We start from the raw sequence: 12737 nt of genomic DNA, 5'->3' as shown, positions 1-12737 counted from the left end.
TACCGTCCTTTCGAGACGTTCCGGCAGGGACTTTCCGAAAGCGCCACGAAGTGAAACAGCCGTGGGTAACATTCGCCTCACCGTCCCCGGAATGCCGGGTAGTAGCGGTTTGTCGACGGCTCGATCGTCGTGTAGTTCGAAAGGAACGTCCTCATGGATGAAGCCACCACGGCGCTCATCGCCCAGATTCTCGGTTTCCTCGCCGGCGGGTCATCGTTGGCTTACGAGCCCACCAAGCCGACCGTCTGACCTGGATTCGAAAGGAACGCCTGTAATGGATACCGGAAGCGCGGCGCTGCTCACCGCACTCGCCAACATGATCTCCTCCGGCTCGGCCGTCTCGGTCACCCCCGGCGGTCCCACTCCGACCCCCGTGGTCTGAGTCGCGACGTTCGCTCGCAGCACAGAAAAAGATCCGCCGACGCACTGCGCCGGCGGATCTTTTCGTTGTGCGGAACTCAGTGCACCGGACCGGTGTACTTCTCGCCCGGTCCCGTCCCCGGCGCGTCCGGTACCGAGGATGCCTCGCGGAACGCGCGCTGAAGCGCCTGCAAACCCTCGCGGATCGGGCCCGCGTGCGGGCCGAGGTACTCCACCGAGGCCGTGACCAGTCCGGCCAGTGCGGTGATCACCCGGCGCGCCTCGTCGAGGTCGACGCCCGCGCCCGAATCCGGGTTCTCGCCTGCCAGGCCCAGCTTCTCCGCGGCCGAACTCATCAGCATCACGGCGGCCCGGCTGATCACCTCGACAGCGGGGATGTCGGCCAGGTCGCGCACAGGAGGATCGAGCTCGTCAGTCATGCTGATCAGGCTATAGCGAGCCCGATCGCGGTTGCTCGCGCCCGGCCGATTCGGTGATAGCCCAACGCCATGCTAGACTTTCCGCTGACGACCGCCCCTGGATGTGTCATGCATCCGTGGGGCAGATAAGTGGAGCCCGACTCCCACCGTTACCGGCGATCCATCGTTCGGATAAACGGTCCCGGTCACCCGCTCATTGTGGTGGGTTTCCCGTGTGCCTGGCGCGCGGGGGTCGACAACCGAGCTCGTGAGGGCATCGGCTGTGGGCGATCGGTCGACATCGGGCCCCGTCGCGGAGAAATACCGCAGCGGGGCTTTCGTGTTGAATCAGGGGTTGCAGTTATTGCGTGCGGTCGTTAAGACGACACCGCTTGACCTAGGAGGCCCCATCAGCACTGAGACCCGCATCAACGATCGCATCCGTGTTCCCGAGGTTCGTCTCATCGGACCCGGCGGCGAACAGGTTGGGATCGTGCGTGTTGAAGATGCACTACGCGTCGCGCTCGAAGCCGACCTCGACCTCGTCGAGGTAGCACCCGATGCCCGTCCGCCGGTCTGCAAGATCATGGACTACGGCAAGTTCAAGTACGAGACCGCGCAGAAGGCGCGCGAGTCCCGTAAGAACCAGGTCCAGACCGTGATCAAGGAGCAGAAGCTCCGTCCGAAGATCGACGACCACGACTACGAGACCAAGAAGCGCAACGTGGTTCGCTTCCTCGAAGCCGGGTCCAAGGTCAAGGTCACGATCATGTTCCGCGGTCGTGAGCAGTCGCGTCCCGAACTCGGCTTCCGGTTGCTCCAGCGTCTGGGCTCCGATGTGGCCGATCTCGGGTTCGTCGAGACCTCGGCCAAGCAGGACGGCCGCAACATGACCATGGTCCTCGCTCCCCACAAGGGTGCGAAGACGCGGGTGAAGGCCCAGCAGGACTCTTCGGCGCCGGCGGCGACACGTCAGCCGCTGCCGACCGGTCCCGCGAGTGCAGACCCGGCCGCGCCGGTCGAACCGGCCGCACCGGTCGAGCAGGCCGCGCCTGCCGAGCAGGCTGCGCCGGCCGACCCGCAGTAAAACGATTTCAACGACTAGATAGAGGAATCCATGCCGAAGAACAAGACCCACAGCGGCGCCAAGAAGCGATTCAAGGTGACCGGCCGGGGCAAGCTGCTTCGCGAGCAGGCGAACCGTCGCCACCTCCTGGAGCACAAGTCCTCTCGCCGGACTCGTCGTCTGGAAGGCACGGAGTCCGTCGCTTCCGTCGACGTCCCCCGCGTGAAGCGGCTGCTCGGTCTCGCCTGACCTTTCCGGTCAGCTCGACCGTCGCAACCCGACGATTCCGCGGCCGGGATAACCGGACGCCGACAACTACCGAATTCGGGCGCCGCCGCGCCCCCAGATGATCAAGGACTATCACAGTGGCACGCGTCAAAAGGGCCGTCAACGCTCAGAAGAAGCGCCGTTCCATCCTCGAGGCCTCCAAGGGCTACCGGGGCCAGCGTTCGCGCCTGTACCGCAAGGCCAAGGAACAGCAGCTCCACTCGCTGACCTACGCCTACCGTGACCGCAAGGCGCGCAAGGGTGACTTCCGCAAGCTGTGGATTGCTCGTATCAACGCCGCCGCGCGTCTGAACGACATCACCTACAACCGCTTCATCCAGGGCCTCAAGGCCGCTGGTGTCGAGGTGGACCGCAAGATCCTCGCCGAGCTCGCAGTCTCGGACGCCGAGGCCTTCGCCGGCCTGGTGGCTGTCGCCAAGGCCGCGCTGCCGGCCGACGTCAACGCCCCGGCCACCGCTGCCTGAGCTTGACAACACACAGCGATCTGTCGGAACGGCCCGTGGACGCGCTCTCCGAGCGCAATCCGCGGGTCGTTTCCGCTGTCAAGCTCCAGCGCGCGGCCCAGCGCCGCAAGTCCGGCCTGTTCCTCGCCGAGGGGGCCAACGCGGTGTCCGCCGCTCTGGAGACCGGCCGCGTCCGGGAGATCTTCTATTCGCTCGCGGCCGCCGGTCGTGAGAACGCGCTGATCGCCGGTGCCACCGCCGACGGCGTCCGTACCACCTTGGTCAGCGATCGCGCCGCCGAACATCTCGGTGAAACCGTCACGGCGCCCGGCCTGGTCGCGGTGTGCGAACTCATCGACGTGCCGCTCGGTGAGATTCTCGATGGTCGCCCACGGATGCTCGCCGTCCCGGTGGAGATCGCCGAACCCGGCAACGCGGGGACCCTGATCCGGGTCGCCGATGCGGTCGGCGCCGACGGGGTGGTGCTGGCGGGCGAGACCGTCGACCCGCACAACGGCAAATGCGTGCGCGCCAGCGCGGGCAGCCTCTTCCACGTCCCCGTGGCCCGCAGCCGCGACATCACCGCGACTCTCGACGCGATCTCCGCCGCGGGCGTGACGATCCTCGCGACCGCCGCCAACGGCGAAGTCGACCTCGACGCCGCCGACGACATCCTGCGCGGACCGGTCGCCTGGCTCTTCGGCAACGAGGCCCATGGCCTCGACCCCGCCGTCGCCGCCCGCGCCGATCACCGCATCCGCATCCCCATCCACGGCCGCGCCGAAAGCCTGAATCTGGCTGCGGCAGCGGCTATCTGCCTCTATGCGAGCGCCCGCGTCCAGCACGCGAGGTAGTTCTCACGCCGGTGCGGTGCGGGCCCGGAGATAGTCGATCTGGGTGTGGCTGAGCTGCTCGGCCTTGCGCATGTGATCGGTGATCACCGCGAGCTCGTCCTCGGTATGGGTGTCGAGTAGCGCCTCCCAGCCCTCGCCGAGGTCGTCCCAGACGGCGGTGACGCGGGCGACGCGCTCGGGCACGGGGGAGACCAGCACTCGGCGGCGATCCTCGGCGTCGGGTTCGCGCATCACATAGCCGTCGCGTTCGAGTCGATCGACCAATCGGGTGGCGGAGCCGGTGGTGAGTCCGGTCAGATCGGCGATCTGTTTGACGGTGAGTGGCTGCGGCTCCGCGGTGAGCAGGCTCAGGCATTGCAGATCGGTGGGGTGGAGGCCCAGATGGTCGGCGACTGCCTGATTGAACAGGACATACGAGGCCATGTATTGCCGTGAGACGCGCGACAACTCCGCGTAGCGGGCACGTCGACTCTGCTCTGTAATCCGGATCACACTCCTTATCAGCTGCGCGACGCAGTTAAAACGGATAGATTGCTGTGTCATACAGTTAATGTGTCACACAGCAAATCATACCGGAGGAAACATCATGCTCACCATCGCCGTGACCGGTGCCACCGGCGCACAGGGCGGCGCCACCGCTCGCGCCCTGCTCGCCCTGGGTCGCCGCGTCCGCGCGCTCACCCGATTTCCCGACAGCCCCGCCGCGGTGGCGTTGCGCGATCTCGGCGCCGAGATCCACTACGCCGACTTCGACGACCGTGGCTCCCTCGGCGTCGCCCTGGCCGGTGTCGACTCCCTTTTCGCCGTAACCACGCCGTTCGGCACCGACACCGCCGCCGAAACCCGCCACGGCGTCACCCTCATCGATGCCGCCGGTGCCGCACATGTCGGCCACATCGTCTTCACCTCCGCCGCGCATGCCGACCGCGCCACCGGAATCCCGCACTACGACAGCAAATTCGCGATCGAAGAGCATCTGCGGGCGAGCGGCGTCCCGTGGACCGTCATCGCGCCCGCCGCCTTCATGGACAACTACGCCACCGGCTGGACCCTCGACGGCCTCCGTGACGGCACCTTCGCCTGGCCGATGCCCGCCGATCGCCCGCTCACGCTGATCTGTGCCGAGGACATCGGCGCCTTCGCCGCGCTCGCCCTCGATCGCCGCGCCGAGTTCGCGGGCCGCCGCATCGACATCGCCGCCGACGAACTCACCCCGGACCGGCTCGCCGCCGCCCTGGCTGTCGCCCTCGGCCGTCCGATCGCGCACCACGAAGTTTCGCTCGACTACGTTCGCGGCCATTCCGAGGATCTGGCCGCCATGTTCGACTACTTCGCCACCGTCGGCCTCGACGTCGATGTCAGCGGCCTGCGTCGTGCGTACCCCGACGTCGCCTGGCATTCGTTCACGGACTGGGCCGATGCGCAGAACTGGTCCGCGCTGCTCGCGCGCTGACCGGCCTCAGCACGAGGGGGTGGTGGCACTGCGCAGGTCGGTGAGGATTTCGGTGGCCCAGGGGAGTGTGATCGCATCGCTGCCCGCGACCTGCATCGCGGTCATGATGGTGAGCAGCATGCCGGTGGCTACGAAGCGGCGCGATTCCAGTGTGTCGGCGCCGGTGAGTTCGCCGATCAGGCGATAGATGCGCCCGAATCGCTCCCGCATGTGGTCGCCGATCGCCGGGTCCGCGCTCGCGGCGGCGCCGTGCAGCAGTACGAGGGGGAGTTCGCGTTCGGCCAGGAAGACATCGAAGCCGTGGCCGAGGGTGCGCAATGCCTCCGAGGTGTCGGCGCCGGGGGCGATCTCGGCGTCACGGAACACCTGCTCGATGCGCGTACACACCTCCAGCAGGCAGGCGATGAACAGCTGCTGCTTGGTTCCGAACAGGCGGATCACATAGGGCTGCGACACTCCCGCCAGTCGGGCGATCTCATCGGTTTTCGTTGCGGCATAGCCGGTTTCGGCAAAGGCATGGATCGCGGCTTCGAGCACCTGGGCGCTGCGCTCGGACGCGGTCATCCGGGTTCTCGTCATGGGCGTCACTGCCTCCTCGTTCGAATGCCTCTTGACATGTTATCAGTCGATGCATAACGATAAGCGAGGAAGTTATCAGTCAATAACAACTAAGGGTTTGGCATGACGCAGACACTCGAATCCGGCGGCGCGCGAGCCGCCGTGACGCCACCGAACTCCGGGGCGAAGAACAAGCCGCTCGGCGCGGTGATCGCCGCCGTCGGCATTCCGATGTTCATGGTCACGCTGGACAATCTCGTCGTGACGAACGCCCTCCCGGTGATCAAAACCGAACTGGGAGCGTCACTGTCGGACCTGCAATGGTTCATCAACGCCTACACGCTGTCCTTCGCCGCGCTGCTGCTGTCGGCGTCGGCCCTGGGCGACAGGATCGGCCGTCGCCGGGTCTTCCTGGCCGGAATCGGCATCTTCGTCGTCGCTTCCGCGGCGTGCGCGCTGGCCACCGAGCCGTGGATGCTCATCGCCGCCCGTGCGGTGCAGGGCGTCGGTGGTGCGGCCGTCATGCCGCTGTCGCTCACCTTGCTGGCCGCCGCGGTACCCGAGAAGATGCGCAGCGCCGCGATCGGGATCTGGGGCGGCATCGCCGGCTTGGGCGTCGCCGTCGGGCCGGTCGTCGGCGGTGCGGTGGTCGACGGCCTGAACTGGCAGTGGATCTTCTGGCTCAACGTCCCGATCGGTCTGCTGGCGCTGCCCTTCGCTGCCCGCATGTTGTCCGAATCACGGGGCGCCGCACGGAAACTCGACTACTTGGGCGTGCTGCTCTCGGCTGGTGGCGTGCTGGCGCTGGTCTGGGGTGTCATCCACGGTGCCGATGACGGCTGGACCGCACCGCAGGTTCTCACCGCGCTGATCGGCGGCGCCGTGCTGCTCGTCGCGTTCGTCGTCTGGGAGACCTATGCCACCGATCCGATGCTCCCGCTACGCATGTTCCGATCCCGCGGCTTGAGCCTGAGCTTCATCGTGTCCTTCGGGTTCTCGTCCGGCGTCTTCGGCTCGATCTTCCTGCTCGCCCAGTTCTTCCAGGTGGTCCAGGGCTACTCACCGCTGGAGTCGGGCATCCGCACGATGCCGTGGACGATGGTCCCGATGGTCGTCGCACCGCTGGCCGGCCTGATCGTCGACCGCGTCGGCGCCCGCACCCTCATCGCGATCGGCCAGCTCTGCCTGGCCGTCTCCCTCGGCTGGATGGCGATGATCACCACCGCCGACGTCCCCTATCTCGCCTTCGTCGCCCCGTTCGTCCTCGGCGGCATCGGCATGGGCCTCACCTTCGCGCCCTCGTCCACCATCGTCATGGCCAGCGCTTCCCCCGCCGACCAGGGCATGGCGTCGGGCATCAGCAGCACCGTTCGCGAAGTTGGCGTCGCCATGGGCATCGCCGTCCTGGCCTCGGTCTTCGCCTCCCACGGCTCCTACACCGACCCCCAGGCCTATGTGGACGGCCTCGTCCCTGCGGTGTGGGTGGGTGCCGCCCTGGTCGCCTGCGCAGCGGTGGTGGCAGCGTTCCTGCCCCGGCACACTCAGCCCGCGCGATAGCCGCTGATCGGTTCCCTGAGCAGGTGGTTGTCGGCGAACGGCACGACAACCACCTGCTCGGCATCGTCATAGATGATGGTGCCCGGTGCGGCGGAGTCCAACCGCTCCCATTCGACGCCGTGCGCGTCGAGGATCGCGAGGTATCCCTCGACCCGCTCGATCATCGACACCGCGCTCGCCTTGAACCACGAGGCGGCACCTGGATGCCGTGCGAGGTCGTACACCCCCGGGTCGACGTCACTCGGATTCGTCAGATTCTCGCTGAACCAATCGTTGCCGCCCCGGCGGAACCGCACCTCCCCGGCACTCAGGTGCCCTGCGGTCCACAGCCCGTTCACCAGGCCGAACACGCCCGGATGTCGACCGTGTCGATTGGGCTGCGCAGCCTGGAATCGAACGTAGGACAGTGCGCTCGCCGACGTGACCCGACGGCCGCTCGGCCCTGTCATCCGACACTGTCCGGGTGCTGGCCCTGCTCGGGCGCCGCCTGCTGTTCGGGCCGGTGCGCGCACAACCCCGCCGCACGCGGGAACGGACGCCGCCCCACGGGCCGAATCCCGAAGCCACACAACGCAAGCCCGCTCCCCGCAGCGGTGAGTCGAGCACGCCGCCCCCGCGCAGACGTCGGATCGCCGGTCTGTTCAGCCATCGAGTCGTCCTGTTCTCGAGTCGAACACGCTGGTGTGTTTGCTCATTTGGACGCGCCCCGATCCCATTCGGTTCCCTCGAATTCGGACTGCTTTCCGATTGCCCTGGGAAACAGCCGATTTCAGGCACAACACCCGACGCCGCGCGCAGCTCCGATATCGCGCGGTACGGAGCGCTCCGTGGGGACCGTGGAGGAATTCGTTGCCAGGTCACCGCGGTGAGCCGGTTGATCACTGGCTCGACCAGGTCGCGGTATCGTTGACCACAGCAGTCCGCACGAATGGAGCGACCGCATGACCCTTCCCGCGATGCATCCTCGGCCAGGCAACCTTCGTGAGGTCGCCGAGGAGATCGAACGCGCGACCGGTCTGCGTGTCGAGATTCTGGGAGGGGCGCTCGTGATGTCACCGACCCCACGTGGAAAACACGCGGGTTCCATCCGCCGACTGCGTCAGCAGTTGGAGGCATCGATGCCGAATGGGCTGGCCGCATATGAGGTCACCTCGATCGCGATGCCCGATGATGACGACGATTACTGCACTCCCGACCTGGTCATCCTCCCTGATACCTGGGACACCGACGATGACTGGCTCGCCGACCCCCTCGATGTCGAACTCGCCGTCGAGGTGATCTCGAAGTCGGAGCGGGCGGCGCAGATCAACGGCAAGAACGGCTGGTACGCCGCGGCGGGCGTGCGCGCCCTGCTCGTCATCGACCCTCGCGTCGGCCGCTGGGCATTGTTCGCCGGTCCCGCCGCAGGCGGCTACGCCGAACTGATCGAAGGCATATACGGCGACCCGATCAGCCTCCTCGATCCCCTGGGGTTGTCCCTCGACACTGCCTGCCTGCCCCGATACGACCAGTAGCCGCGCCACGACCCCTGACCAGATCGGTCAGTCCGCGATTGCGGGATCCCCTACGAGGTCTGTGCGGGTGACGGTCGTGACCGGCGCGTCGGCGTGGATGCCGCCGACACCGACCTCATGGGCACCGGGTGTGAGGTCGGAAAAGCTTGTTCCCAACCGGTTCTCGCGGATACGGGGCGGCATCGATATTGGTTCACCGACGAACGTCGGCGCGAGTTTGCTCGCGAGCCACTGAACTTCCCGCACAGGATGTTCGAGTGGCATCCATGTGGTTCGCGGTCGACGACAACCCGCGCCGGAACCGGGTGCGAGAATTCGCGCGACCCGCGCTGTGGATCCGCGCCCTCCAGTGCGCTGATCGGTCTGTCTCGCGACCCTGCCGACCTGCGCTGATCGCGTCGCGAGTAATCCGGATGAATCGCGTCAACCCCATCCCATAGGATTTACGCAGCACCGATGCGGGATGGCAATGACGCGCCCGCGAACCGATCCCCAGGGGAGAGTCGAGAAGATCGTGGCCGACGACAACAGTGGAGTCGAGCAAAACGCCTCTTTGACCGAGGAGGCACTCGCGGCAGCGGCGGCGGAGGCCGAGAAGGCGTTTGCCGCGGCGGCTGATCTGGATGCGCTGGCGGTCGCCAAGACCGACTTCATCGGCGGTAAGTCGCCGATCGCGCTCGCGCAGCGCGGTCTGGGCAGTGTGCCCAAGGAGGAGAAGGCCGAGGCCGGTAAGCGGGTCAACGTCGCGCGTAAGCGGGTATCGGACGCGTTCGAGGCGCGCCGTGCCGCGCTCTTGGCCGAGCGCGATCAGGCGGTGCTCATCTCCGAGAAGATCGACGTCACGCTGCCAGCCCGTCGTCGGCCCGTGGGCGCCCGGCACCCGATCACCGTGATCTCCGAGCAGATCGCCGACTTCTTCGTCGGCATGGGCTGGGAGGTCGCCGAGGGTCCCGAGGTGGAGACCGAGCACTTCAACTTCGACGCGCTGAACTTCCTGCCCGACCACCCGGCGCGCACCATGCAGGACACCTTCCACATCGCCCCGGAGGGTTCGCGCCAGGTGCTGCGCACGCACACCTCACCGGTGCAGGTGCGGTCCATGCTCGAGCGCGAGGTGCCGATCTATGTCGCGTGCCCCGGTCGCACCTTCCGCACCGACGAGCTCGACGCCACCCACACCCCGGTGTTCTCGCAGGTGGAGGGTTTGGCGATCGACAAGGGCCTGACCATGGCGCACCTGCGCGGTGTCCTCGACGCGTTCGCTCAGGCCATGTTCGGCCCCGAGACCCGTACTCGTATGCGCCCCAACTACTTCCCCTTCACCGAGCCGTCGGCCGAGGTCGACGTGTGGTTCCCGAACAAGAAGGGCGGCGCGGGCTGGATCGAGTGGGGCGGCTGCGGCATGGTCAACCCGAAGGTCCTGATCGCCAGCGGCATCGATCCCGAGGTGTATTCCGGGTTCGCGTTCGGCATGGGCATGGAGCGCACCCTGCAGTTCCAGACCACCATCGCCGACATGCGCGACATCGTCGAGGGTGACGTGCGGTTCACCCTGCCCTTCGGTATCCGGTCTTAGAGAGAGAGCGAAACGTCAAGTGCGAGTAGCACAGTCCTGGCTGACCGAGATCCTGCAGCGCACCACCCCCGAGTGGTCGGTGTCGGCGGAAGAGCTCGACGCGGGCTTCGTCCGGGTGGGTTTGGAAGTCGAAGAGGTCGACAAGCTCGAGCCGATCGGCGGCAGTATCGACAAGCCGCTGGTCGTCGGCCGCGTCGCCGAGATCACCGAACTGACCGAGTTCAAGAAGCCGATCCGCTTCTGCAAGGTCGACGTCGGCAACCCCGAGTTGCAGGAAATCGTCTGTGGCGCGCGCAATTTCGCGGTCGGCGACCTCGTTGTGGTCGTGCTGCCCGGTGGCGTGCTGCCCGGCGGGTTCACGATCTCCTCGCGCAAGACCTACGGGCACACCTCCAACGGCATGATCTGCTCGGTCGCCGAACTCGGCATCGGCAAGGATCACGACGGCATCTTGGTGCTCGAGCCCGGTTCCGCGCAGCCCGGCGACGACGCGAACGTGCTGCTCGGGACCGATGACACGATCATCGAACTCAACATCACCCCCGATCGTGGCTACTGCTTCTCGGTGCGAGGCCTGGCCCGCGAGCTGGCCTGCGGGTTCGACCTCGAATACGCCGACCCCGCCGTGCGCACGCTGCCGGAGGCCGACTCCGAGGCCTGGCCCGTTCGCCTGGACGACGATGCGGACTGCACCCGCTTCGGCGTGCGCCGCGTCACCGGGATCAACCCGAACGCGGTGAGCCCGCTGTGGTTGCAGCGCAGGCTGATGCTGTCGGGCATGCGGCCGATCTCCCCGGCTGTCGACGTCACCAACTACGTGATGCTCGAACTCGGTCAGCCCCTGCACGCCTTCGACGCCGCGAAGCTGCACGGCGGTCTGGTGGTTCGCTCGGCGCACAAGGGCGAGACCCTGCGCACCCTCGACGACACCGAGCGCACCCTCGACGCCGAGGACGTGGTGATCGTCGATGATTCCGGCGTCATCTCCCTCGCCGGTGTCATGGGTGGTGCGAGCACCGAGGTCGGCGCGGAGACCACCGACGTGGTGCTGGAAGCCGCCGTCTGGAATCCGCTGCGGGTGTACCGGACCTCGCGTCGGCACAAGCTCTCCTCGGAGGCGGGCAAGCGCTACGAACGCGTCGTCGATCCCGAGATCAACATCGTCGCGCTCGACCGCGCCGCCACCCTGCTCGCCGACATCACCGGCGGCACCATCGAATCCGCGCTCACCGACATCCGGGTGCCGCTGGAGCCGGTCGCGCCGATCGCGATGGACATCGACCTGCCCGACCGCATCGCCGGCGTCACCTACCCGGCGGGCACCTCCGTGCGCAGGCTGGCCCAGATCGGCGCGGGCGTCGAGATCGAGGTCAACGACGCGGGCAAGACCCAGCTGCTGGTGACCCCGCCGAGCTGGCGCCCCGATCTCTCGCAGCCCGCTGACCTGGTCGAAGAAGTCCTGCGGCTGGAGGGCCTCGAGCAGATCCCGTCCGTGCTGCCGACCGCGCCCGGCGGTCGCGGTCTGACCGCGCAGCAGCAGCGTCGTCGTGCGGTGAGCCGGGCGCTGGCCTTCGCCGGTGCCGTCGAGGTGCCGCCGCCGGCCTTCCTGCCCGGTGGCGTGTTCGAGGTGTGGGGGCTCGACGCCGACGACCCGCGCCGCAACACCACCCGCGTCCTGAACCCCCTCGACAGCGACCGCCCCGAACTGGCGACCACGTTGCTGCCGGGTCTGCTGGAAGTGGCCGCCCGCAACATCTCGCGCGGTGCGCGTGACCTGACGATCTACGGCATCGCCCAGGTGGTGCAGCCCGGCGCGCAGACCCACTCGGTCGAGGCGTTGCCGGTGGACCGTCGTCCCACCGACGAGCAGATCGCCGAGCTCAAAGCGTCGCTGCCCGCTCAGCCGGTGCACGTCGTCGCGGTGCTCAGCGGTAAGCACGATCCGCGCGGGCCGTGGGGCCCCGGCCGTGCGGCCGATGCCGCCGATGCCTTCGCGCTGGTCGACGACATCGCCGACGCGGCGGGTGTGGTCATCGAACGCCGGGCCGCGGCCTACCTCCCGTGGCACCCCGGTCGCTGCGCGGAACTGCTCGTCGACGGTGTGGTCGTCGGCCACGCGGGCGAACTCCACCCCGCCGTCCTGGAGCGCGCCGGTCTGCCGCCGCGCACCTGCGCGCTGGAAGTGGACCTCGACGCCCTGCCGCTGAGTGAATCCCTGCCCGCGCCGACGATCTCGGCGTTCCCGGCAGTCCTGCAGGACGTGTCGATCAGCGTCGAGAAGACCGTCCCGGCCGCGCAGGTCGAAACCGCGCTCCGCACCGGCGGCGGCGACCTGCTCGAGAGCATCGCTCTGTTCGACGTCTACGAAGGCGCCCAAGCAGGCGAGGGCCGCAAATCCCTCACCTACGCCCTGCGCTTCCGGGCCCCCGACCGCACCCTCACCGAAGACGAGGCCAGCGCCGCCCGCGACGCCGCCGTCGCCTCGGCCACCACCGCGGTCGGCGCCGAACTGCGCGGCTGATCCTCACCCGACATCCGAAGGCCGCCCGGTTCCGCCGGGCGGCCTTCGTCGTGAGCGGTTGTCCCTCAGGTTGTTTCACGTCTGACGAACCCGAACCCGAACCCTGCGCTGCGACGCGAGTGCGGCTG

13 protein-coding genes are annotated in these 12737 nt (G+C 67.7%); 9 read left to right on the top strand and 4 right to left on the bottom strand.

Annotated features, from left to right (window positions below):
* Positions 1-458 precede the first annotated feature (458 nt).
* A complete protein-coding gene (locus ACWFRF_RS31155; protein ID WP_378637057.1) occupies positions 459-800 on the bottom strand; it encodes a DUF1844 domain-containing protein in 342 nt (113 codons plus the stop codon).
* Positions 801-1134: 334 nt separating this feature from the next.
* On the opposite strand from ACWFRF_RS31155, the gene infC reads away from it, so the two are divergent.
* From infC to ACWFRF_RS31135, 4 genes are all read left to right on the top strand, one after another.
* Entirely contained in the window at positions 1135-1866 is a 732-nt protein-coding gene (gene infC, locus ACWFRF_RS31150; RefSeq protein ID WP_378637346.1) for a translation initiation factor IF-3, read from the top strand.
* Between the two features lie 30 nt (positions 1867-1896).
* Positions 1897-2094 carry a 50S ribosomal protein L35 gene (gene rpmI / locus ACWFRF_RS31145; protein ID WP_056824456.1) on the top strand — a complete coding sequence of 66 codons (198 nt, stop codon included), beginning with the start codon at positions 1897-1899 and terminating at the stop codon, positions 2092-2094.
* 116 nt (positions 2095-2210) lie between these two features.
* Complete coding sequence (gene rplT / locus ACWFRF_RS31140) at positions 2211-2597, top strand: 50S ribosomal protein L20 (RefSeq protein ID WP_019046423.1); 387 nt, start codon at positions 2211-2213, stop codon at positions 2595-2597.
* Positions 2598-2632: 35 nt separating this feature from the next.
* Positions 2633-3430: a TrmH family RNA methyltransferase gene (locus tag ACWFRF_RS31135; RefSeq protein ID WP_378994132.1), complete on the top strand. Its 798-nt coding sequence runs from the start codon at positions 2633-2635 to the stop codon at positions 3428-3430.
* Between the two features lie 3 nt (positions 3431-3433).
* Here the strand turns inward: ACWFRF_RS31135 and ACWFRF_RS31130 are convergent, their stop codons facing one another.
* Positions 3434-3922: a MarR family winged helix-turn-helix transcriptional regulator gene (locus ACWFRF_RS31130; protein WP_452453695.1), complete on the bottom strand. Its 489-nt coding sequence runs from the start codon at positions 3920-3922 to the stop codon at positions 3434-3436.
* A 94-nt stretch (positions 3923-4016) separates the two neighbouring features.
* Between ACWFRF_RS31130 and ACWFRF_RS31125 the strand changes: the two genes are divergently transcribed.
* The gene (locus tag ACWFRF_RS31125; RefSeq protein ID WP_452453693.1) at positions 4017-4883 is read left to right on the top strand and encodes an NmrA/HSCARG family protein; all 867 of its coding nucleotides are present in this window, start codon (positions 4017-4019) and stop codon (positions 4881-4883) included.
* A 6-nt stretch (positions 4884-4889) separates the two neighbouring features.
* Here the strand turns inward: ACWFRF_RS31125 and ACWFRF_RS31120 are convergent, their stop codons facing one another.
* Positions 4890-5462, bottom strand: coding sequence for a TetR/AcrR family transcriptional regulator (locus ACWFRF_RS31120; RefSeq protein WP_378994139.1), 573 nt, complete (start codon positions 5460-5462; stop codon positions 4890-4892).
* A 102-nt stretch (positions 5463-5564) separates the two neighbouring features.
* Here ACWFRF_RS31120 and ACWFRF_RS31115 point away from each other — a divergent pair, with 102 nt between their 5' ends.
* The gene (locus tag ACWFRF_RS31115; protein WP_378994141.1) at positions 5565-6998 is read left to right on the top strand and encodes a DHA2 family efflux MFS transporter permease subunit; all 1434 of its coding nucleotides are present in this window, start codon (positions 5565-5567) and stop codon (positions 6996-6998) included.
* Here ACWFRF_RS31115 and ACWFRF_RS31110 read toward each other — a convergent pair.
* On the bottom strand, positions 6983-7447 hold the full coding sequence (locus ACWFRF_RS31110) for a hypothetical protein (protein ID WP_452453690.1): 465 nt from the start codon (positions 7445-7447) through the stop codon (positions 6983-6985). The genes ACWFRF_RS31115 and ACWFRF_RS31110 overlap by 16 nt on opposite strands.
* A 492-nt stretch (positions 7448-7939) precedes the next feature.
* On the opposite strand from ACWFRF_RS31110, the gene ACWFRF_RS31105 reads away from it, so the two are divergent.
* The 3 genes from ACWFRF_RS31105 to pheT all read left to right on the top strand — a co-directional run bounded on the left by ACWFRF_RS31105 (position 7940) and on the right by pheT (position 12609).
* Positions 7940-8512: a Uma2 family endonuclease gene (locus tag ACWFRF_RS31105; protein WP_452453688.1), complete on the top strand. Its 573-nt coding sequence runs from the start codon at positions 7940-7942 to the stop codon at positions 8510-8512.
* Positions 8513-9026: 514 nt separating this feature from the next.
* Complete coding sequence (gene pheS, locus ACWFRF_RS31100) at positions 9027-10088, top strand: phenylalanine--tRNA ligase subunit alpha (RefSeq protein WP_067457595.1); 1062 nt, start codon at positions 9027-9029, stop codon at positions 10086-10088.
* Between the two features lie 19 nt (positions 10089-10107).
* Complete coding sequence (gene pheT, locus ACWFRF_RS31095) at positions 10108-12609, top strand: phenylalanine--tRNA ligase subunit beta (RefSeq protein WP_452453686.1); 2502 nt, start codon at positions 10108-10110, stop codon at positions 12607-12609.
* Positions 12610-12737: the final 128 nt, after the last annotated feature.

The organism is Nocardia sp. NPDC055165 (assembly GCF_053606985.1).
Note: the sequence above shows the minus strand (reverse complement) of the source record. Positions and strands in the feature narration are given on the sequence as shown.